Genomic DNA, 20,532 nt, shown 5'->3' on the forward strand with positions numbered 1-20,532 from the left:
GTTAACCGCGTGCGGCGGCGATCTTGATCAGCTTGGCGTAGTAGAAACCGTCGTGCCCGCCTTCCTGGGCCAGCAGCTGGCGGCCGTGTGGCTGGCGGATGCCGGCGTCGGTTGCCAGGTCCAGCTCGCGGGCGCCGGGGGTGCGGTCGAGGAAGGCCGCGATCACCTCGGTGTTTTCCGTGGGCAGGGTCGAGCAGGTGGCGTAGAGCAGCATGCCGCCAACTTCCAGGGTCGGCCACAGGGCATCGAGCAGTTCGCCCTGGAGGCTGGCGAGGGCGGCGATATCGTCGGCCTGGCGGGTCAGCTTGATGTCCGGGTGACGGCGGATCACTCCAGTGGCCGAGCAGGGCGCGTCCAGCAGGATGCGCTGGAAGCCCTTGCCGTCCCACCAGCTGGCGGTGTCGCGGGCGTCGCAGGCGATCAGTTGCGCATCGAGGCCGAGGCGGTCGAGGTTTTCGCGCACGCGAGTCAGGCGCTTGGCTTCGAGGTCGATAGCGACTACGCCGGCCAGTTTTTCTTCGGCTTCGAGCAGGTGGCAGGTCTTGCCGCCGGGGGCGCAGCAGGCGTCCAGCACCCGTTGGCCGGGGGCCAGTTCGAGCAGGTCGGCGGCCAGTTGCGCTGCTTCGTCCTGCACGCTGATCCAGCCTTGGTCGAAACCGGGCAGGTTGCGCACGTCGCAGGCTTCGGCGAGGACGATGCCGTCGCGGCTGAACCGGCACGGCGCGGCTTCGATACCGGCGTCACGCAGCAAGCCGAGGTAGGCGTCGCGGTGGTGGTGGCGGCGGTTGACCCGCAGGATCATCGGCGGATGAGCGTTGTTGGCGGCGCAGATGGTTTCCCATTGCTCCGGCCAGAAGGCCTTGAGCGATTTCTGCAGCCAGCGCGGGTGGGCGGTGCGCACCACCGGGTCGCGCTCCAGCTCGGCGAAGATGGTCTGCCCTTCGCGTTGTGCACGGCGTAACACGGCGTTGAGCAGGCCCTTGGCCCACGGCTTCTTCAGTTTGTCGGCGCAGCCCACGGTTTCGCCGATGGCAGCATGTTCCGGGACGCGGGTGTAGAACAGCTGGTACAGGCCGACCAGCATCAGCGCATTCACATCAGCGTCGGCGCTCTTGAACGGCTTCTGCAGCAGGCGCTCGGCCAGTGCCGACAACCGCGGCTGCCAGCGTGCGGTGCCGAAGGCGAGGTCCTGGACCAGGCCGCGGTCACGGGCCTCGACCTTGTCCAGTTGCGCCGGCAGCGAACTGTTCAGCGAGGCCTTGCCGCTGAGCACGGCGGCAAGGGCGCGGGCGGCGGCGAGACGCGGGTTCATTGGCCGAGCACCGTGCCGCTGGCGAATTTCTCGCGGCGGCTGTTGAACAGATCGCTGAAGTTCAGGGCCTTGCCACCGGGTAATTGCAGGCGGGTCAGGCACAGCGCGCCTTGCCCGCAGGCGACGATCAGGCCGTCCTTGCTCGCGGAAAGGATTTCACCCGGGGCGCCCTTGCCCTCGGCTGGCTTGGCGGCGAGCACTTTCAGGGTTTCGCCGTCGAGGGTGCTGTGGCAGATCGGCCAAGGGTTGAAGGCGCGGACCAGGCGTTCCAGTTCGTCGGCCGGACGGCTCCAGTCCAGGCGCGCTTCGTCCTTGTTCAGCTTGTGTGCATAAGTGGCCAGGGCGTCGTCCTGCACTTCGCCAGACAGGGTGCCGGCATCGAGCCCGGCAATGGCCTGCAGTACGGCGGGCGGGCCGAGTTCGGCGAGGCGATCATGCAGGCTGCCGCCGGTGTCCTCGGCGCTGATCGGGGTACTCACCTTGAGCAGCATCGGCCCGGTATCCAGCCCGGCTTCCATGCGCATCACGGTCACGCCGCTTTCGGCGTCGCCCGCCTGAACTGCGCGCTGGATCGGCGCCGCGCCGCGCCAGCGCGGCAGCAGCGACGCGTGGCTGTTGATGCAGCCGTGCCTGGGAATATCCAGCACCACCTGCGGCAGGATCAGGCCGTAGGCCACCACCACCATCAGGTCGGGCTTCAGTGCGGCCAGTTCGGCCTGGGCGTCGGCGTTGCGCAGGGTCGGCGGTTGCAGCACCGGAATACCGTTATCCACAGCCAGTTGCTTGACCGGGCTTGGCATCAGTTTCTGTCCGCGCCCGGCCGGGCGATCCGGCTGGGTATAGACGGCAATGATTTCGTGCTGGCTGGCCAGCAAGGCCTTGAGGTGTTCGGCGGCGAACTCGGGGGTGCCCGCGAAGACGATGCGCATGCAGTTCTCGCTTAAAAGAAAAAGGCTTGCCGGAGCAAGCCTTCAGGAATGAGGAGGATCAAGCTTGCTGGCGGTGCTGCTTTTCCAGCTTCTTCTTGATGCGGTCGCGTTTGAGCGTCGACAGGTAATCGACGAACAGCTTGCCGTTGAGGTGGTCGCACTCGTGCTGGATGCACACAGCCAGCAGGCCTTCGGCGATCAGCTCGTAGGGTTTGCCGTCGCGGTCCAGGGCCTTGACCCGGACTTGCAGGGGACGGTCGACGTTCTCGTAGAACCCGGGGACCGACAGGCAGCCTTCCTGGTACTGACCCATGTCCTGGGTCAGCTCTTCCAGCTCGGGGTTGATGAACACCCGCGGCTCGCTGCGATCTTCACTGAGGTCCATGACCACCACACGCTTGTGCACGTTGACCTGGGTAGCGGCCAGGCCGATGCCGGGGGCGTCGTACATGGTTTCGAACATGTCATCCACCAACTGGCGGATGGCGTCGTCCACTTCCGTCACCGGTTTGGCGATGGTGCGAAGGCGCGGGTCCGGGAATTCGAGGATGTTCAGAATGGCCATAGGCGTATGAGCTGCACTGTGCGGTGGGTGACAAACATGAACGCACATAATAAAGGGATTCAGCGCGTTCGGCACCTGTGAAAAGGTCGGCTAGGGTTGAATTGCCGGCTTTCGATGAAAGTTTTCAAAGCATTATCAACAGAGTTATCCACAGGTTGTGAAGTGTGGGCGGCTCACCAAAGATCAAGGATGGTCTTATGTCTTGCGCTGAATTTACCGTCTGTCCCCCTGCCGAGCTGGAAGCGCGATTGCGTTTACAGCGGCTGCCCGAGATCGGCGCACAACGCTTCTGCAAATTGATTCAGGTGTTCGGCAGTGCTTCGGCCGCGCTCAGTGCGCCGGCAGCGGCCTGGTCGGCGCTGGGTCTGCCGCAGGCTGCCCACGAAGCGCGGCGCTGTGCCGAAGTGCGTGACGGCGCTGGCGCTGCAATGCGCTGGCTAGAGCAGCCCGGCCAGCATTTACTGATGTGGGACGACCCCGGCTACCCCGCCCTGCTTGCGGAAATACCGGATCCGCCGCCGCTTCTGTTCGTCGCTGGAAACCTCGCCCTTGTAGATAAACCCCAACTGGCGGTCATCGGCAGTCGACGTGCAACTCCACCTGCGCTGGGCACTGCAGCGGCCTTTTCCCGCAGCCTGGCCAAGGCTGGTTTCGTCGTTACCAGCGGGCTGGCACTAGGTATCGACGGGGCTGCGCACCAGGCCGCCATCGACGCTGGCGGTGCGACGATTGGTGTACTGGGCAGCGGGCTGGAAAAACTTTATCCACAGCGCCATCGCGCGTTGGCACGGCGCATGCTGGAAAGCGGTAGCGCCCTGGTTTCGGAGTTTCCACTGGATGCCGGTCCGCAGCCTGGCAACTTCCCTCGGCGCAACCGCATCATGATCGGGTAAATGTTTCTCCGCGTGAAATGAGAGAGGTCGCCAAGCGGGCGGAGGCTCTGCATCCGTCTGATTGGGGGCCGGACAAAATTCTTGAGGGTTGGGGGTCGCATGTGTGTATGTACGTGTACGTGCGTGTTTCTTGAAAACCCTAGGGGGTTTTCGCTTTGCTCTTAACCACCAGCATTGCCGCGAAGCGGCTTCGCCTTTCTTCTCGGCAAAGCTGCTCCTTCCTACTTACTCATTAAAAAATGAGCGTTCGGAGGACAGCCTTACCGATTAGGGGAAGCGAGTCCCTTTCTCGGGTTTAAGTCGTTGATACTGACGCTTAAACTTTGAACACTTAACGCAAATATCTGCTGCGTCCCGGTTCCCTGTTCAACACTGTTTCCAGTGGCTTGCGGGATGGCACCTTCGTTGCCGGGTTCCCCTTTGTACGGCCTAGACTTCCATAGTCCAAAAATCGCAATGATAGGATCGGGAATCCTGTCCAAAACTATGCAAGGGCTAAATACTGAATTTATTATGGTTATGAGATTTTCGGCAGGAGGTCTTGAACTTGGTAATTTATGTGGTATAACTTTAATTACCAGTTGAAACTGCCGGAATCAGTATCAACCCGAAGCCCAAATGTGTGATGCGTTTGGGCTTCATCTTTTAATAACTTACCATTTAATACTGGTAAGTCAAATAAAGCCCGCAAATTAGCGGGCTTTATTATTCTCTGGGTTTAATCCTCGATGTATAGACTTCGATTGATGCCGAAAATGAGGACAGGGCATCCACCAGCACCGCCACCAAGAATCCTTGGAACCAATTTGTTGAAGTGGGTTGTTGACGGCCCGTAGGAGTCGCCTTTTCCCAGTGCGTTAAAGACTTTTTGAAGCTCTGTCGAGCGTGTGATTACAACTCCGACGCTAATGGCTTTAAGGTCAAACAGCAGCCTAAAGTTATTAAGGTCGCGGTCATAAAATGGATCTTTATTGTTCCACTCGATTTCGACAGCAATTTTATTTTTGAAGCAATCTACTTTGTGGGTAGGTGTCTCTCTAATGTTTCCGTCCACAATTGTGCTGGTTTGAAAATGCTTCTCTTCCCATCCTTTTGAATAAAAGTCAGAATCAAGTTTTTCTGCGATGGGTGACTTCTTACCGCCTTTCTTACGAACGTCGCTTCGCAGCAAGCGGAAGTTAGTAAGAACTTCAAGCAGGTTTTGCCACTCGTTTGGGAAGTCGGTTTGGAGAATTGCCGTTGCATGGTTATATTCCATGTGCTGGTAATTATCCTTGATGAACTGCGGCAACGCTTCAATAGCCATTTGATCGCTTGTCCTGATTTCTTAATACTTTAGGTTATAAAAACGATCACCTTTCTATAGCATCTTTCGATCCGCAGGGCTACCCTCTGAGGTAGAATGCCGGCCCAGCACACCAGAACCCTAGCGGTTCTGGTTATTTTTTGAGCGGATTGAGTGGGTTTTGACCAATGAATGACCTTAGCCTTGACCTGACCAGTCATAGCAGTGGCCTAGCTGGCAGTACCTATGTAGCCGCCGATGTTCCCCGGTCTTATCCCCAAGTCATCAAGTACATGGGGTCAAAGGCTGCGATCCTTGATTTCATCGGGGAAGGTCTGGAAAAGGTTCACAAGCCTGACAGACCTATCGTTGACCTGTTCGCGGGGGCTTGTGCCATCTCTGGCGGCTTTGGGCACGTTGAAAAGGTCATCACCAACGATATCCAGACCTACTCCGCCACGATTGCCTCTGTCTACCTGTTCCGGGCTGAGAAGCTGGCCGGGTTTGACCTGATCGAATTGGCTAGGCCAATCGCTCGCCAGAAAATGGCTGAGCTGCCTGCTGGCTTGGACTACCCCAAGGAATGCACCTTGGCTGAGTTCAACCTGATTGAGCGGCTCAACCGCTCACTGATTGACCAAGCATTTACCTCGAAATATCACCTATTCACCAAGTTCTATTCAGGGACGTGGTGGAGTGCTGAGCAATGCGTCTGGTTCGATTCGATTCGTCAGGTGCTGGATCGCCTGTTGAAGCGTGGCGACATTGAGACGCCAGATTTCAATCTGGGCTTGACGTGCTTGATGCACGCAATGGCCTACACAAGCCAAGGAACGGGGCACTATGCCCAATATCGAGACGCAAAAGATGCCGGCTCGATGAAGGATATTGGTAAGTATCGGCAAGCCTCCGTTGAGAAGTATTTCAACCGGAAAATGGCCCAACTGCTGGAATGGAACAGGTTTAATGTCTTTGACCGTGGCAGTGAGCTACGGTCACAGGACTACCGGGATTGTCTCGCCTCTATCCCTCCATCGGTGGTCTACGCTGATCCACCTTATGCCTTCGTCCATTACAGCCGTTTCTACCACGCCATTGAAACGGCGGTCAGGTATGACTATCCAGAACTACAAGTAAAGGCCGGGAAGCTGGTAAAGGGCCGTTACCGTGAGGATCGCCATCAATCGCCGTTCTGCATCAGGACGCAGGTAAAAGGGGCTTTTACCGCTCTGTTTGATGGTGTGAAGGATTCTGGCAGTGATTTGCTGCTGAGCTATTCAAACACTGGAATGATTGAGATTGAGGATCTGATTGACCTAGCTCATCAGGAGCTTGGAAAGTCTTATAAGGTTTGGGTTGAGAATACTGACCACGACCATATGACGATGGGCCGAAAACAGGACAGGACAAGGGCCGTTGAAGAATCCTTGATAATTGCCCAAAAAGGATAAAGAAAAAGCCCCGTAATGGGGCTTTTTTATTGCTGAGATTTTAAACGCTCAATCAATTCTTGATTTTTCTTTTTCTCTTCTTCTAACGCAGTCTCCGCAAGATTTCGGTAAGCATTAGCGTCGAGTATTTCACCGCACTGGTCTAGTGTGAGTTTCTTGGCCGCATCAAGGTTATTTTGGATTTCTTCTTTTTCACGGATAAGACTTTGGATCTTCTCTTCTAGCTCTGCTTTCTCTGCCTCCCAAGCCTTTTGGGCTTTTCTGAGGTGTTCGCCTGCGGCGTGTTCTGCAATGCTCCAAAGCGTTGCCGTTGCTTCGCTAACGGCTTTCTGGAAGGTTTCAGGGCCGTTTGACTGGTCGGACTTCTCCGCATCCCTATCCTTACGCCACTGCTTCATAGCCTCGCTAGTGGTGTTCATGTCAGTTTTGGCAATTGACCTGACTTGATGGACGGTTGGGTAAGATTTTTGGCCGTTTTCCATATATAAATCTGTTGCCACGCTGAAAATTCTCTCAAATGCTGGGTTGCTCATAGTTATATTCTCCTAATAATAAGCATAATAATGCGATATTATTATCATTATTCGAATAATAAGAAGAATAACAGGTTATTATTTTGGTTATTATATGCGGCTTTGCTTTTGTCAATTACCTTGCAGGCCAGGAAAATCAAGGGGTTCAACCGTTAATAATAAAAATAACGCATTATTATTTATCTTATAATAAGAATAATAACGATAGATTATTACTGTTATTCAAGTAATAATCATAATTCGGCATTATTATTGTTATTATTAAACCATATGAAAATAGCGTTTCAAGAGCAGGATGAAAAAATACTATTATGCTATGTGATGTTGCAGCCGTTTTAGAGAATGAAAGCCGCATTATGGCGGCTATTTATATGGGTCATAAGGGTCATTAAATGGATTTGGCGGTGCGGGTTTCAACGCTCGCCTTCTTCTTGCCTCTGCTGCCTCCTTCTTTTCCTCTTGGTCAAATTCAATTATTTTATTGTTCTTAAACTTGTCAGAGACCCAGATTTCAGCCTTATCTTTAAGGTTGAAATTCAGCTTTGTATTATCCAAGCCCTGTTCTTTCAGTGTTTCCTTTACGTTAAAGATGTAGTCCATACGTTTCTCGGGGCCAAAATATTTGACCGTTTGGACTAGGTTTTGTCTTAAGTCTCGGTAGAAGCGTTCAGGTTCTTCATCCATTCGCTTGGCATAGCTTATACGGTCAACCAGAACGTCAAACTTCTTCACTAACGGCTCTAGTTCTTCGTTGATTACACGTATAGCCTCTTTCATTCTGTTGTGCTTGCTTGTGTCTATTGCGAGGCGTGCTTCAAGTTTCTTAATGTGTTCTTCATATTTTATTTTCTCGCTTTTGTAATGGCTGAGCATCTTGCGGCCTTTCTCATTAAGACGGTTCACCTTTTCCTCTAGGCGAGTTTTTTTCTCGTTTAGTTCTTGTAGATAGCCGGTACGTGTCTTGGTATCTATATCTATTTTTAGTAGCCTCTTGTTTGCTTGTTTTTCTTCCTTCTCTTTCTTCTCAAGCAAGGCTTTGAGGTTTTCAACTGCTTGTTTTGTTATGTCCAGTTCCTCATGTAACTCTTTGCTTAATTTTACCCCCTTCCTCAATGCTGCCTTGGTTAAGATGGTTTCTTCTTCAACTTTTATCAGTTGTTCCTCTTTCATAGAGTAAAGATTGAAGGCTCGTTCTTCTTTTGGCTTTTTACTTTCAAGCCTGATTTTCTGTCTTAGCTCAAGGTTGTCTTGGGTCTGCTCTAATCTTTCGGCTACCAATGCTATGCCTTCGGTTTTGAACTTGTTGTTAATGTGTTGGTAGAATAGTTGCTGCAAGGCTTCGCCAATGATTTGGCTTTCCTGATAAGTCTGCCTTTTAGTATTTACCGGCTTGTATTTGTTAAAAAAGTCGTTTGTCTCAATAACCTTGTTCGCAAGGATAGCTTGCTGCTCTGTTAGGTCATATAGCCCGGTTCTCTTGTTCTTGCAGTCTATGAATATGTGAGGGTGGTCGCCTACTTTCATTTTTCCCTTCCCCTCGATTTCATCACCGTGGTAGACGGTTAAAAGAATCTTGTAGTCGGGGAAGTATTGAGCATAAAAGTCTTGAATGGCCGAAACATAGAACTCTGGCGAGAGATCTACTTGGTTGTGCATCGGAAACTTAAAGAATGCCTCCTGTATGGCCGTTTTACGGCCATCCAGCGGCTTTTCTGCTTGAACTAGGGTGTTATGTAGGTCGATGTAACTCTGAACGCTTTTGAGCTTCTGGGCCTTCCTGCTGACTTCCAGCCCTTCAAAATCTTGTTTGACCTGCTCTCCGTCGATGTGGTCAGTTTGATTGATTAATTCTTCAAGGTAGGTGGCTACGGGGTTCCCGGCCTCATCCTTGATGATTTTCTTGATTTTGTATTTATATTTGCCCTTGGCCTCTATATCAGCCTGCCTTTGCTCTTTGGTTCTACTGACCAGATGCAACGGGTCTAGCGTGTTCTTAATGAATGACAAGGCCGATTGTTCATTCATCGGAACACGCTCGCCATTCACTATAAATATATTCTTATGGGATAGATCTTCGTCCCATTGGATTCGCTTCTCTTCTTTGCTGTGGACACGCAAAGAGTGTTTCAAAGATTTGTTCAGTTTCTTAACTGTTGAGACTGAATAATTAAGTCTCTTGTATAGCATCGTTGTGGTTTTGATTTTTTCACTCATTTTACCCCTCAGTGGTGGTTGATTTTTCTCCTTTTCAGTCAGCGAGATGGTTTTGCATTTTGCTTTTTGGGTATCCAAAGGGTGGAACCCTTGGCCCGACGTTACTACTTCTCATCTTTTGCGAAGCAAAAGTGTGAAGTAGTAACCAAAGGGTTGATAAGAGGTTTCTTTTCTACCGAAACTATCCCTCTAAATATAAATTACCATAGATTATTTTTTAATCAAATTTCGAGATCTGAATTTTTGTTGTGTGGTGTCTGTGTGATGCGTGCATGTATATGTGCGTATGCGTATGGCAAACAAGCTAGTCTGACTTCCATATGAGTGATTTCATACGGATATGATATCAATATATATTGTTAGCAATTAACGTGCGTGCGAGCGTAGCAATGCACGCGAGGGAAGGGCTTTAAAAGCGGTTCTGGTGGGAAGGGGCGTGTCTTAATGAGTAACGCCCCTATTTTTTAATGTGTAACCCACCTCTAAACTGTTAGGTCAAACATCTCTTGAAGGTCGTTTAAGTTCCACGCTTTCAATATCTGCTTTTTGGGTAGGAAAGCACTGGTGTGAATCAATTCCTCTTCTGCTCCATCTGTGGATCTAGATATTCGCAATTGGCTCAATGTAGATTGCTTGTGGTGCTCTGCGTAAAAGACGATGTTGTTTTCTTTGAAGAAGGTATTTATTTTGGCTCTACCTTCTTCGGTCATAAAGAGGTCTATAAGAGATTGATAGTCTTCAATCTCTATCGTTTCTGTATGATTTCTGGCTTCTAGGGCTGCGACTTCTAGGGTTAATTCTTCGATTTTGGCTTCTGTGCTGGCAAGTTCTTGCATTACTGGGAGCGGAATTTTTCCACCGAAAGACCGGATGCTAATTGAGAGATTTTCGTAGGTCGTTCGGAACTGCCCCAATTCGGCGGCTTTTTCTTTAATTAGTGTATTTGTATCAACCGATGGAGATCTACGCAGCAAGCCACCAAATTGAGCGTTTAAAAGGTTGTTTTTGCCCGCCTCGCCTTCATCGATTTGTAGAAGCTTCCAAACATCGGTTGTTTTTTTGAGTTTTTCGAGGCTTTTGAGTAGCAAGCCGAAAACATACTCAAAGCGTATGTTGTCGGTGTTGCACTTGGATGGGTTGGTTCTCTTGGTATTACATTTGAAATGTGGGTAAATCTTCCCCTTGTAGCGACTTCCACGATGGTCGTAGTAGATTTTATCGCCACACGAAAGGCAAAAAATTTGATTTTTGAATATGTTGAAATCTTGTTCGGTTCTTCTGCCGTTGTAGTTCTTTGATTTTCTCTCTTTCATCTTGTCGAGGGCTTGATAAAAGAGGGCTGGTGATATCAACTTGGGGTAGTAGTTCTCAATGTAGCCCGTGGAAATCTTCCTTGATTTTCCGTTTTCGTATTCTACTCGGTGAGTAGCAAGGCACCCAATTACGGTTTTATTGGTGATAATTTTGTTAACGGTGCCGTTATTCCAAGTTCTTTTCGATATTAGGTTGATTTTCTTGATTGCGGTGTTAAGGCCATAGGTCAAGAGGTATTCAAAGAGCGTTTGGATCTCTTTTTGTTCCTCTTCGTTGATGACGAATTGACCATCAACAACGCTAAGGCCATAGGGGATTGAGTTCCCTTTCTTGATGATTATCTCGCCACTTTGGGCCTTTTCTCGCCGCTTGTTCCACGACGACAAGAGGCGTTTTGACTTGGTTTCGCTCTCTTCGTTTGCTCGTTTGGCGATTAGGCTAATCATCAAGAGATTTTCAAAGTCTCTTGATGGATCGTTGTAGGAATAGGTTTTCTGGTCGGTGGTGGTGTAGATGTTGATCCCTTTCTTCAAGATGCCTTGAAGCAATTCCACGCCGTCTAGCACCCTTTGGCGAGTGATCCGATCTATGGATTCCACCACAAGAAAATCACCCTTGTGGATGCTTCCCTGTTCGATTCGATCAAGAATCTCTTTGAATTTTCCTGTCTTGGCGTTATCGCCTCGGAATGCTGATTTACCCCTGTCATAGACCACTTCGGCAATGGCTATGCCTGTGGTGTGCTCGAAGAGTTCTAGGGCTGTGTATTGGCGGTTTTCGCTGTCGCCTGTCTGCTGGACGGCTCTGGAATAGCGTATGTAGGCGTAGGCTGCTGGCATCTCGGTGGCTCCGAATTTCACTCGGACAAATATAACACCGGATTATCAGTGGCTTGTCCCTCGGCGTGCTGGTGGTGGAAGCGAGCCTTGCCAGTGGCTCGCTGATCACCGCCCGTCTGGCGGCGGAACAGGGCCGCGAGGTATTTGCCATTCCTGGCTCGATCCATCACCCCGGGGCCAAGGGCTGCCATCAACTGATTCGCGACGGCGCATTGCTGGTGGAAAGCATCGAGCAGATCCTCGAAAGCCTGCGTGGCTGGCAGAATCTTTCGCCTGCGCCTGTGGACAAGCCAGCCCATCCTCTTGTCGCACTCTTGCTTGCTGCGCCGCAGACCAGCGAAGCCCTGGCCCAGGCCAGTGGCCAGAGCCTGGCCAAGGTGCTGGCGGCATTGACCGAACTGGAGCTGGACGGCCGGGTGTGCAATGAAGCCGGGCGTTGGTTTGCCCGCCCTGGCTAAGTACACTGCGCAGCAGCCTACAAGCGGAGTGACAGAAATGATGAACAGTTGGCGTGCGCAACAAGCCGCGCGGGAAATCCGGGCCGGAGCGGTCATTGCCTATCCGACCGAAGCGGTCTGGGGCCTGGGCTGTGACCCATGGAACGAGGAGGCGGTGGATCGCCTGCTGGCGCTGAAATCGCGTTCGGTGAACAAGGGCCTGATCCTGATCGCCGACAACATCCGTCAGTTCGACTTCCTGTTCGAAGACTTCCCCGATGTCTGGATCGACCGCATGAGCGCTACCTGGCCCGGGCCGAACACCTGGCTGGTGCCGCACCAGGGCTTGCTGCCGGAGTGGATTACCGGTGTGCATGACACGGTGGCGCTGCGGGTCAGTGATCATCCGCTGGTACGCGACCTGTGCTCGCTGGTGGGGCCGTTGGTGTCCACCTCGGCCAACCCGGCAGGACGTCCGGCGGCAAAGAGCCGGTTGCGGGTCGAGCAGTATTTCCATGGCCAGCTGGACCTGGTGCTGGGTGGAGCGCTGGGCGGCAGGAAGAATCCGAGCGTGATTCGCGACCTGGCCAGTGGCGAGGTGGTTCGGGCTGGGTGATTTTTGCTGCGGCTGATGGCCCTATCGCTGCGGTGCGGCGGTCCGACAAGCCAGCTCCCACAGGTCCCTTGTGGAGCTGGCTTGCCAGCGATGAGGCCATCAGCTACACCACAAAAAATCAGGGAATCAGCACGGTCGACCCCACCGTCTTCCTCGCCGACAGCTCACTCTGCGCTTTCGCCGCTTCCGCCAGCGGATACCGCTGCTGGATATCCACCTTCAGCTTGCCACTGGCAATCATCCCGAACAGATCGTTGGCCATTGCCTGGGTGTTCTCGGCGCTGTTGGCGTAGCTGGCCAGCGTCGGACGGGTCACGTACAGCGAGCCCTTTTGCGCCAGTATCCCCAGGTTCACGCCGGTTACGGCGCCCGAGGCGTTGCCGAAGCTGACCATCAACCCACGCGGTGCCAGGCAATCCAGCGAGGTCAGCCAGGTGTCCTGGCCGACGCCGTCGTACACCACCTTGCATTTCTTGCCATCCGTCAGTTCCAGGACCCGCTTCGCTACCTCTTCATGGCTGTAGTCGATGGTCGCCCAGGCACCCAGGGCCTTGGCGCGCTCGGCCTTTTCCGCCGAGCTCACGGTACCGATCAGCTTCGCGCCAATCGCCTTGGCCCACTGGCAGGCCAGTGAACCGACGCCGCCGGCTGCGGCATGGAACAGGATGATCTCGCCCGGCTGCACGTCATAGGTCTGGCGCAGCAGGTACTGCACGGTCAGGCCCTTGAGCATCACCGCTGCGGCGTCCTCGAAGCTGATGCTCTGCGGCAACGCCACCAGGTTGTTCGCCGGCAGCTCATGCAGTTCGCTATAGGCGCCCAGCGGACCACCGGCATAAGCCACGCGATCACCCACCTTGAAGCGGCTCACGCCCTCGCCCACCGCCTCGACCACTCCGGCACCTTCGGTACCCAGGCCCGACGGCAGGCTCGGCGGAGCGTACAGGCCGCTGCGGAAATAGGTATCGATGAAATTCAGACCGATGGCGTGGTTACGCACGAGGACATTGCCCGCTGCGGGCGCCTTGGGCTCGAATTCGACCAGGGTCAGTACCTCGGGGCCGCCATGCTGGTTGAACTGGATACGCTTGGCCATCTGCTCTCTCCTGAGACGTCGGGAAAGGGCCTATCGGACGCCTTTTGCTTGACCGCCGTCAACTACGGCGGGCACATGCACGGTGGTATGCTACGCGGCGAATTTTCCGCCGGATCCCGCCCGGGCCGGCCCAAGCCCGCTTCAAGGTGACCTGATGACTAGCCGCACCGAGGCCGTGAAAGCCTACCTGCTCGACCTGCAAGACCGGATTTGCGCTGCCCTGGAAAACGAAGACGGCGGTGCCCGCTTCGTCGAGGACGCCTGGACCCGCGAAGCCGGTGGCGGCGGGCGCACCCGGGTGATCGGCGATGGCAAGGTCATCGAGAAAGGCGGCGTCAACTTCTCTCATGTGTTCGGCAGCGGCCTGCCGCCTTCTGCCAGCGCCCACCGTCCGGAACTGGCCGGCCGTGGCTTCGAAGCCCTCGGCGTGTCGCTGGTGATCCATCCGCACAATCCGCATGTGCCGACTTCCCACGCCAACGTGCGCTTCTTCATTGCCGAGAAGGAAGGCGAAGAAGCCGTCTGGTGGTTCGGCGGCGGCTTCGACCTGACCCCGTACTACGGCAACGAGGAAGACTGCGTGCACTGGCACCGCGTTGCCGAGCAGGCCTGCGCGCCGTTCGGTGCAGACGTCTACCCGCGCTACAAGGCCTGGTGCGACCGCTACTTCCACCTCAAGCACCGTGGCGAGCCGCGCGGCATCGGCGGCCTGTTCTTCGACGACCTGAACGAATGGGACTTCGACACCTGCTTCGCCTTCATCCGCGCCATCGGCGACGCCTATATCGACGCCTACCTGCCGATCGTCCAGCGCCGCAAGCACGATGCGTATACCGCCGGGCAGCGCGAATTCCAGGAGTACCGTCGCGGCCGATACGTCGAGTTCAACCTGGTCTACGACCGCGGCACCCTGTTCGGCCTGCAGTCCGGCGGGCGTACCGAATCCATCCTCATGTCGTTGCCGCCGCAGGTGCGCTGGGGCTACGACTGGAAGCCGGCGCCGGGCAGTGCCGAGGCGCGCCTGACCGAGTATTTCCTCACCGATCGTGACTGGCTGGGTCTGGACAACAGCCGGCACTGAGCCCATTGTGCACACCCGTTTGCCCGGTCGCCGGGCCTGATTCAGGAAGCGCAGGAATGGACCAGTACGTTGTATTCGGCAATCCCATCGGCCACAGCAAGTCGCCGCTGATTCATCGGTTGTTCGCCGCCCAGACCGGTGAAGAGCTCGAATACGACACCCTGCTGGCCCCGCTCGACGACTTTACCGCCTGCGCCCTGGGTTTCTTCAAGCAAGGCCTGGGTGCCAACGTCACCGTGCCGTTCAAGGAAGAAGCCTTCCGCATGGTCGACAGCCTGACGCCACGGGCCAGGCGCGCTGGCGCGGTCAACACCGTCAGCCGCCAGGCCGACGGCAGCCTGCAGGGCGACAATACCGACGGCGCCGGGCTGGTGCGTGACCTGACGGTGAATGCCGGGGTCGAACTGGCCGGCAAGCGCATCCTCCTGCTCGGTGCCGGCGGTGCCGTGCGTGGCGTGCTCGAACCCCTGCTGGCGCACAATCCGGCGTCGCTGGTGATTGCCAACCGCACGGTGGAAAAGGCCGAGCAACTGGCTCGCGAATTCGCCGACCTCGGTCCGGTTGCGGCCAGTGGTTTCAGCTGGTTGAAGGAGCCGGTGGACCTGATCATCAACGCCACCTCGGCCAGCCTCGCCGGCGAGGTTCCGCCGATCGACCCGGCGTTGATCCTCCCGGACCAGACCGTCTGCTACGACATGATGTATGGCAAGGAGCAGACCCCGTTCTGCGCCTGGGCCAGCGCACAGGGCGCGGCTCAGGTGCTGGATGGTCTGGGGATGCTGGCCGAGCAGGCGGCGGAAGCGTTCTTCATCTGGCGTGGTTTGCGTCCGGAGACGGCGCCGGTGCTGGCGGAGCTGCGGCGGCAACTGGCGCGGGCCTGAACCGAACGCAGCAATCGAACTCACTGAAAAACCTGTGGGAGCTGGCTTGCCAGCGATAGGGCCGGACCTGACAACATCGTTGTCCATGCTGGCCTCATCGCTGGCAAGCCAGCTCCCACAGGGGTTTGTGCGGTGCCTTAAACCGGCACGCTCACCGTCGAGCGGCTCACTGCTACCACGAGCAACGCCTTGGCGATCCTCATGTCCAGCCGGGCGTTGGTCAGCATCGTTCGATGCCGCTCTTCAGGAGGTTCAGGCACGTCGGCGGCGGATTCGATGGCTTTCTTCAGGTGCTCGATGGCCTTGGCGACCGCTTCGTCGTGGGTCAGGCCGGGGTTGATGCAGAGGGATAGCGGTGGATCGGGAACGAGTTTCTTCATGACAATCTCCAAGGGTTGAGGACGGGAGCTGCCATCGCCGCTGTCAAACGGGAGGGTGGCAGCTGTGCATGGGTTGACAGACCAAGGACCCCTGGAGCCTCGGCGCACCCTGAGGTGCCCACACGCACAGCTGCCATAAGCAGCTGCGGCTACAGGGGGATTCAGGGCGGTCTGTCAAAACCGGTCGCTGAGTTGGCAGCGACCGGCAAAGACTAGGCACGGTTTCCCCCGTACGCAACAACTGAAAGGCCGCGGGAGTATGCTTGGGAATTTGCCTACAAGAAAGTCGGAAATAGGAGAGTTTTCGTCGCTTTATGCGACATCGATTGTGCACGTCGGAGCCACGCCCCATGGCTCCTCCTGCCCAATATCGATTGCGATTACTTGCTGGTGATTCGGATCTTGGTTGAACCTTGAACCCCACAAACTGGATCGTATACCTCCAGATCTATGTTGCTGTAGCTCCCAGGATTCCCCCCCGAAGTGCTGTATTCATTACTTGTACTTCCGTTCCCCCACCGGTAGGTGGCCTTCCCGCTAGGGGTCACGCTTGGGCTGGCATCCACGTAAATGGTCGCGCCAGAGGAGGCCTGGGTTTGCTTGACCGAAATGCTGACAGGCTTCTTCTTTGGTGGACCATACTTGCTGACTTGCCTCTGCCACATGTATTCCTGATCGTCCATGGTGAGCGAAGCTTTGGAGGCATCGAACCCCGGTGAGCCTGCTTCGCCGAATGTCTGGTAGATTTTGTAATCATTCGCTGAGAGGAAGCATGTCTCGGGTATCGCCGCATGTGCGTTGGCGGTCAAGTTGGCAACGGCTAAGAGAAACGCATATTTGTAGACTTTCTTGATATTCATTTCTAGACGCTCCTTGAGACCAATAAGAAGAAGCGAACGAACACGTACCTGTCCGTAATGTCCAAGCTAATTTCACTCGTGCATGCGCACAACTGATAGAAATATCAGTTGTAAAACCTGATTAATGAACTACCGGGACGGTTTGCGAGCCCGGTTATCCTGGCTTGGTCGTGGACGTGGGCCTGAGCGTGTCCGGTCTTACTTGCTCGTTACTGTGATGTGCGCCGAATCGCTCATATCACAGAGTTTGTCTCTGACGGTGAGAAAAATTTTACTGTAGCTACCAGGGTTGCCGCCTGGCATCACCTTGATCGCGCTGTCAGAAAAATTCTCATATGCACCCCACTGGTATTCCGCCTCGCCACTGGGGACGCTCGATCCACTGGCATCCAATGTAATCGGTCCGCCGGAAGATGGTTGGGTTTGTTTTACATTGACTACGACCGGCGGGACCGACTTTAGGATCTGAAAGAGATCAAGATTGTATAGATCCGGATCTTTTAAATACCCGTCACGGGCATAGATATATTGCTGATAAAAGTAGCCTGATGGAAAACAGTTAACGGGTAAGTTTGTCGGGTCGAAGGCATTGGATTGGGCACTGAGTCCCACCGAGAGGATGAAGCTATTACATAACGCCACGAGTTTTAGATTATTCATTGCTGATCTCCAAGGGGCATTGAATCTGTCACGCAATGTGATACCCGTCGTCCTTCGATTGGAAACAGTCGACCGGGAAGCCGGCATGTGCAACCTGGGCGTAATGAAACAGCACGACCAGACCAACAAACGACAGGGAGAACCTCCGGGTATTCATTTGCGCGTCTCCTCGTTAATCACCGGGCTGCTGTTATTTACGGGTCACTCGAAACTGAGTGATCTTCGTACCGTCCACGCTAATCCCGGACACCACAGTGCACAACTGACATAAATATCAGTTGTGCACTGGCGATAAACAAACTACCGGGTGAGTAGAGCGAGTGTCCTAGATAGGTACGCTCACCGTAGAGCGGCTCACTGCCACCACCAGCATCGCCTTGGCGATCCTCATGTTCAGCTATGCCTCGGTGAGCATCGTTCGATGCCGCTCTTCGGACGGGTCGGGCAAGCCGGCGGCGGCGTCGATGGCCTTCTTCAGATGCTCGGTGGCCTTGGTGACGGCTTCGTCGTGGGGCAGGCCGGGATTGATGCAAAGGGAGGGCGGTGGTGCACGGATGCGCAACTGACAGAATTGTCAGTTGCAGACATGAGCTGATTGAACTATCGAAGTTTCATTCTTCGAAATGAATCGGACACCGCTCGATGCCTTCCAGCTTCTGCAACTCCTCCACCACCTGCGGCCGTGCCCGGCGCAAGATCAGTTGCCTACCCTGGCGCCGCAAGCGCCGCGCTTCCTGGTGGAGCATCTCCACCCCCGAGTAGTCGATGAAGTTGATCTGCCGTGCATCGATGACCACGTCTGACGCCTGGCAGCGCTGCAGGCGGACCTGAAGGTAATGGCTGGCGCCGAAGAAGATCGAGCCGCCGACGCGCAGCACGTCTGCGTCGCCTTCACGCAACTGCTGCACCCGTGGCTGCGAGGTGCGCTTGAGGTAGAAGAACAGCGAGGCCAGCACGCCGGCGTAGATGGCCGTTTGCAGTTCCAGCAGCAGGGTGGCAAGGAAGGTAAGCGTCATGACCACGAATTCCGGCCGGCTGACCCGGTACAGCGCGCGAATCGCACGGTGATCGACCAGGCCCCAGCAGATCAGCAGGATGCTGCCGGCCATGGCCGGGATCGGGATATGCGCGATCAGTTGCGCACCGGCCACGGCGAACAGTGCCACCCAAAGTGCCGAGAACACCCCTGCCAGCGGAGACCGGGCGCCGGCGTCATAGCTCAGGCCGGAGCGGGTGAACGAACCCGAGGACAGGTACCCCGAGAACCAGGCACCAACCATGTTCGACAGGCCTTGGGCGCGAATCTCCTGGTTGGCGTCGATCAGTTGCTCGGAACGGATCGACAGCGAACGGGCGATGGACAGGCTGGTAACCAGCCCCAGCATGCCCACCGCTACGGCGCCGGGCAGCAGGCGCAGGATCATTTCCAGGTCCCACAGCGGCAGCGGGCTGAGCGGTGGCAGCTTGCCGGCGAAAGCCGGTACCAGGGCGACGTGGCCGAACACCGCCGGCCAGGCCAGTACCAGTAGCGTGGATGCCAGCAAACTTATCAACAGGGCTGGCCAGCGCGGGCGTAGCAGCTTGATGCCGAGGCCGATGAGCATTGTGCCAAGTCCCAATGCCAGTGATGGCCCGTCGATCTCGCCCACATGGGCCAGCAAGCTTTGCAGCGCCCGCAGCGCCGTGGCCTGGCTTTCCAGATCGAGGCCCAGCAGGCTCGGCAGCTGGCCGAGGGCGATCACCACGGCGGCGCCACAGGTAAAGCCGATCACCACTGAATGCGAGACGAAGTTGACCAATGCACCGAAGCGCAGCAGGCCCAGCAACCACTGGAACACGCCGCCAAGGAAAGTCAGGAGCAGGATCAGGGTGATGTAGTCGCTGCTGCCGGGCACGGCCATCGGGCTAACGGCAGCGTAGAGGACGATGGAGATGGCTGCCGTCGGGCCGCAGATCAGGTGCCAGGAAGAGCCCCACAGGCAGGCGACCAGCACCGGTACGATGGCGGCGTACAGTCCGTATTCGGCGGGCAGGCCGGCGATCAACGCATAGGCGATGGATTGCGGCAGTGCCAGGATCGCGCCGCTCAGGCCCACCAGCAGGTCGCGGCGGATGCTGCTGCGGTTTTGCCGGGGCAGCCAGCGCAGGAAGGGTAGGAGTCGGTGGCGGTCGGGCCAGGCCATGGGGCGCTCATTCTCCGATGGAAGCCGTTCAGGGTGGAGGTTCCGGCTTGCCGGTGCAAGCCGGGGCGACTCAGAGTTTCGCTTTCACCGCAGCCAGGGCGTCACCGCCGTCGCGGGTCGTGACGCCTTGCAACCAGCCATCCAGCGCGCCCGGATTGGCGCGGATCCAGGCCTTGGCCGCGTCCTCGTAGCTGACCTTGCTTTCCACCACGCTGGCCATGATGGTGTTTTCCATGTCCAGGCTGAAGTTCAGGTTGGCCAGCAGTTTCGCCGGGTTCGGGCAGGCTTGTGCATAACCCTTGCGGGTCAGGGTGTAGACGCTGCCGCTGCTGCCGAACCACTTCTCACCCCCGGTGAGATAACGCATCTTCAATTGCACGTTCATCGGGTGCGGGGTCCAGCCGAGGAAGACAATCGGCTTCTCGCGCTTAACGGCCCGCTGTACCTGCGCCAGCATCGCCTGCTCGCTGGATTCCACCAGCTTCCAGCCGCCGAGATTGAACTCGTTCTTGTCGATGATCGATTGCAACGAGAGGTTGGCCGGGGCGCCGGAGCCGATGCCGTAGAGTTTGCTGTCGAACTCGCCGGCGCGCTTGTGCAGATCGGCAAAGTCCTTCACGCCGGACGTCCAGACGTACTCCGGCACGGCCAGGGTGAACTCGGTACCTTCGAGGTTGCGCGCCAGTCGCTCGACCTCGCCGCTGGCGACGAACTTGTCATGAAAGCCCTGCTGCGCCGGCATCCAGTTGCCGAGGAAGGCATCCACCAGCCCGTCCTTGAGCCCGCCATAGATGATCGGCACCGCCAGTGCATCGACCTTGACCTGGTAGCCCGCGCCTTCCAGCAGCACCCGGGCCACGGCGTTGGTGGCAGCGATATCGCTCCAGCCCGGGTCGGCCATCTTCACTGTGTCGCACTTGCTGTCGTCGGCCTGCACGGCACCGGCAACGAGGGTACATACAACCGCGATAACGCTTGTGGATAACCCTTTCATGCTCAGTCC

18 protein-coding genes and 2 pseudogenes are annotated in these 20,532 nt (G+C 55.9%); 6 read left to right on the forward strand and 14 right to left on the reverse strand.

From position 1 onward, the window contains the following. Nucleotide 1: 1 nt before the first annotated feature. The 3 genes from rsmB to def are packed head-to-tail and all read right to left on the reverse strand — an operon-like array spanning nucleotide 2 to nucleotide 2,806. Nucleotides 2–1,312, reverse strand: a complete 1,311-nt coding sequence (rsmB, locus tag N7650_RS19690) for a 16S rRNA (cytosine(967)-C(5))-methyltransferase RsmB (protein ID WP_279899645.1) — start codon at nucleotides 1,310–1,312, stop codon at nucleotides 2–4. Further along, nucleotides 1,309–2,241 (reverse strand): methionyl-tRNA formyltransferase, encoded by a 933-nt coding sequence (gene fmt, locus N7650_RS19695; RefSeq protein ID WP_279899646.1) that lies wholly within the window; start codon nucleotides 2,239–2,241, stop codon nucleotides 1,309–1,311. The genes rsmB and fmt overlap by 4 nt, the downstream gene beginning before the upstream one ends. 58 nt (nucleotides 2,242–2,299) lie before the next feature. After that, entirely contained in the window at nucleotides 2,300–2,806 is a 507-nt protein-coding gene (def, locus tag N7650_RS19700) for a peptide deformylase (protein ID WP_009401839.1), read from the reverse strand. A gap of 197 nt (nucleotides 2,807–3,003) precedes the next feature. On the opposite strand from def, the pseudogene N7650_RS19705 reads away from it, so the two are divergent. Further along, nucleotides 3,004–3,690, forward strand: a pseudogene (locus tag N7650_RS19705) (DNA-processing protein DprA); the annotation flags it as partial. Nucleotides 3,691–4,417: 727 nt separating this feature from the next. On the opposite strand, the gene N7650_RS19710 reads toward N7650_RS19705, so the two are convergent. Beyond that, a complete protein-coding gene (locus N7650_RS19710) occupies nucleotides 4,418–5,005 on the reverse strand; it encodes a BglII/BstYI family type II restriction endonuclease (RefSeq protein ID WP_083316446.1) in 588 nt (195 codons plus the stop codon). A gap of 167 nt (nucleotides 5,006–5,172) precedes the next feature. Between N7650_RS19710 and N7650_RS19715 the strand changes: the two genes are divergently transcribed. After that, nucleotides 5,173–6,435 carry a DNA adenine methylase gene (locus N7650_RS19715; RefSeq protein WP_279899647.1) on the forward strand — a complete coding sequence of 421 codons (1,263 nt, stop codon included), beginning with the start codon at nucleotides 5,173–5,175 and terminating at the stop codon, nucleotides 6,433–6,435. 26 nt (nucleotides 6,436–6,461) lie between these two features. On the opposite strand, the gene N7650_RS19720 is transcribed toward N7650_RS19715, so the two are convergent. From N7650_RS19720 to N7650_RS19730, 3 genes are all read right to left on the reverse strand, one after another. Further along, nucleotides 6,462–6,968 carry a DNA-binding protein gene (locus N7650_RS19720; protein WP_070601579.1) on the reverse strand — a complete coding sequence of 169 codons (507 nt, stop codon included), beginning with the start codon at nucleotides 6,966–6,968 and terminating at the stop codon, nucleotides 6,462–6,464. A 363-nt stretch (nucleotides 6,969–7,331) separates the two neighbouring features. Then, nucleotides 7,332–9,260, reverse strand: a complete 1,929-nt coding sequence (locus tag N7650_RS19725) for a hypothetical protein (protein WP_279899648.1) — start codon at nucleotides 9,258–9,260, stop codon at nucleotides 7,332–7,334. 404 nt (nucleotides 9,261–9,664) lie between these two features. Further along, a complete protein-coding gene (locus N7650_RS19730; protein ID WP_083316447.1) occupies nucleotides 9,665–11,335 on the reverse strand; it encodes a recombinase family protein in 1,671 nt (556 codons plus the stop codon). A gap of 35 nt (nucleotides 11,336–11,370) precedes the next feature. Here N7650_RS19730 and N7650_RS19735 point away from each other — a divergent pair. Next, nucleotides 11,371–11,793 (forward strand): annotated as a pseudogene (locus N7650_RS19735) (DNA-processing protein DprA); the annotation flags it as partial. Nucleotides 11,794–11,830: 37 nt separating this feature from the next. Beyond that, nucleotides 11,831–12,388: an L-threonylcarbamoyladenylate synthase gene (locus N7650_RS19740; RefSeq protein WP_279899649.1), complete on the forward strand. Its 558-nt coding sequence runs from the start codon at nucleotides 11,831–11,833 to the stop codon at nucleotides 12,386–12,388. Nucleotides 12,389–12,506: 118 nt separating this feature from the next. Here the strand turns inward: N7650_RS19740 and N7650_RS19745 are convergent, their stop codons facing one another. Next, complete coding sequence (locus N7650_RS19745) at nucleotides 12,507–13,484, reverse strand: NADPH:quinone reductase (RefSeq protein WP_009401834.1); 978 nt, start codon at nucleotides 13,482–13,484, stop codon at nucleotides 12,507–12,509. A gap of 154 nt (nucleotides 13,485–13,638) precedes the next feature. On the opposite strand from N7650_RS19745, the gene hemF reads away from it, so the two are divergent. Both hemF and aroE read left to right on the forward strand, forming a co-directional pair. After that, on the forward strand, nucleotides 13,639–14,565 hold the full coding sequence (hemF, locus tag N7650_RS19750; protein WP_279899651.1) for an oxygen-dependent coproporphyrinogen oxidase: 927 nt from the start codon (nucleotides 13,639–13,641) through the stop codon (nucleotides 14,563–14,565). Between the two features lie 56 nt (nucleotides 14,566–14,621). Beyond that, on the forward strand, nucleotides 14,622–15,446 hold the full coding sequence (gene aroE, locus N7650_RS19755; RefSeq protein ID WP_279899653.1) for a shikimate dehydrogenase: 825 nt from the start codon (nucleotides 14,622–14,624) through the stop codon (nucleotides 15,444–15,446). Between the two features lie 137 nt (nucleotides 15,447–15,583). Here the strand turns inward: aroE and N7650_RS19760 are convergent, their stop codons facing one another. The 6 genes from N7650_RS19760 to choX form a co-directional block, all read right to left on the reverse strand. Next, nucleotides 15,584–15,826, reverse strand: a complete 243-nt coding sequence (locus N7650_RS19760; protein WP_009401827.1) for a hypothetical protein — start codon at nucleotides 15,824–15,826, stop codon at nucleotides 15,584–15,586. Between the two features lie 380 nt (nucleotides 15,827–16,206). After that, complete coding sequence (locus tag N7650_RS19765) at nucleotides 16,207–16,686, reverse strand: hypothetical protein (RefSeq protein ID WP_009401826.1); 480 nt, start codon at nucleotides 16,684–16,686, stop codon at nucleotides 16,207–16,209. 198 nt (nucleotides 16,687–16,884) lie between these two features. Then, a complete protein-coding gene (locus N7650_RS19770) occupies nucleotides 16,885–17,346 on the reverse strand; it encodes a hypothetical protein (protein WP_279899654.1) in 462 nt (153 codons plus the stop codon). A 397-nt stretch (nucleotides 17,347–17,743) separates the two neighbouring features. Then, a complete protein-coding gene (locus tag N7650_RS19775) occupies nucleotides 17,744–17,908 on the reverse strand; it encodes a hypothetical protein (RefSeq protein WP_009401822.1) in 165 nt (54 codons plus the stop codon). 49 nt (nucleotides 17,909–17,957) lie between these two features. Then, entirely contained in the window at nucleotides 17,958–19,529 is a 1,572-nt protein-coding gene (locus N7650_RS19780; RefSeq protein WP_279899655.1) for a SulP family inorganic anion transporter, read from the reverse strand. A 70-nt stretch (nucleotides 19,530–19,599) separates the two neighbouring features. Beyond that, the gene (choX, locus tag N7650_RS19785) at nucleotides 19,600–20,523 is read right to left on the reverse strand and encodes a choline ABC transporter substrate-binding protein (protein WP_037060931.1); all 924 of its coding nucleotides are present in this window, start codon (nucleotides 20,521–20,523) and stop codon (nucleotides 19,600–19,602) included. Nucleotides 20,524–20,532: the final 9 nt, after the last annotated feature.

The organism is Pseudomonas sp. GD04058, from assembly GCF_029836855.1.
Taxonomy (GTDB): Bacteria; Pseudomonadota; Gammaproteobacteria; order Pseudomonadales; family Pseudomonadaceae; genus Aquipseudomonas; species Aquipseudomonas bharatica.

Coding starts and splice junctions, on each gene's coding strand:
- choX (WP_037060931.1), bottom strand. CDS start 20,523: ATGAAAGGGTTATCCACAAGCGTTATCGCGGTTGTATGTACCCTCGTT.
- N7650_RS19780 (WP_279899655.1), bottom strand. CDS start 19,529: ATGGCCTGGCCCGACCGCCACCGACTCCTACCCTTCCTGCGCTGGCTG.
- def (WP_009401839.1), bottom strand. CDS start 2,806: ATGGCCATTCTGAACATCCTCGAATTCCCGGACCCGCGCCTTCGCACC.
- aroE (WP_279899653.1), top strand. CDS start 14,622: ATGGACCAGTACGTTGTATTCGGCAATCCCATCGGCCACAGCAAGTCG.
- rsmB (WP_279899645.1), bottom strand. CDS start 1,312: ATGAACCCGCGTCTCGCCGCCGCCCGCGCCCTTGCCGCCGTGCTCAGC.
- N7650_RS19715 (WP_279899647.1), top strand. CDS start 5,173: ATGAATGACCTTAGCCTTGACCTGACCAGTCATAGCAGTGGCCTAGCT.
- N7650_RS19740 (WP_279899649.1), top strand. CDS start 11,831: ATGATGAACAGTTGGCGTGCGCAACAAGCCGCGCGGGAAATCCGGGCC.
- N7650_RS19745 (WP_009401834.1), bottom strand. CDS start 13,484: ATGGCCAAGCGTATCCAGTTCAACCAGCATGGCGGCCCCGAGGTACTG.
- hemF (WP_279899651.1), top strand. CDS start 13,639: ATGACTAGCCGCACCGAGGCCGTGAAAGCCTACCTGCTCGACCTGCAA.
- N7650_RS19765 (WP_009401826.1), bottom strand. CDS start 16,686: ATGAATATCAAGAAAGTCTACAAATATGCGTTTCTCTTAGCCGTTGCC.
- N7650_RS19730 (WP_083316447.1), bottom strand. CDS start 11,335: ATGCCAGCAGCCTACGCCTACATACGCTATTCCAGAGCCGTCCAGCAG.
- N7650_RS19710 (WP_083316446.1), bottom strand. CDS start 5,005: ATGGCTATTGAAGCGTTGCCGCAGTTCATCAAGGATAATTACCAGCAC.
- N7650_RS19760 (WP_009401827.1), bottom strand. CDS start 15,826: ATGAAGAAACTCGTTCCCGATCCACCGCTATCCCTCTGCATCAACCCC.
- N7650_RS19770 (WP_279899654.1), bottom strand. CDS start 17,346: ATGAATAATCTAAAACTCGTGGCGTTATGTAATAGCTTCATCCTCTCG.
- fmt (WP_279899646.1), bottom strand. CDS start 2,241: ATGCGCATCGTCTTCGCGGGCACCCCCGAGTTCGCCGCCGAACACCTC.
- N7650_RS19720 (WP_070601579.1), bottom strand. CDS start 6,968: ATGAGCAACCCAGCATTTGAGAGAATTTTCAGCGTGGCAACAGATTTA.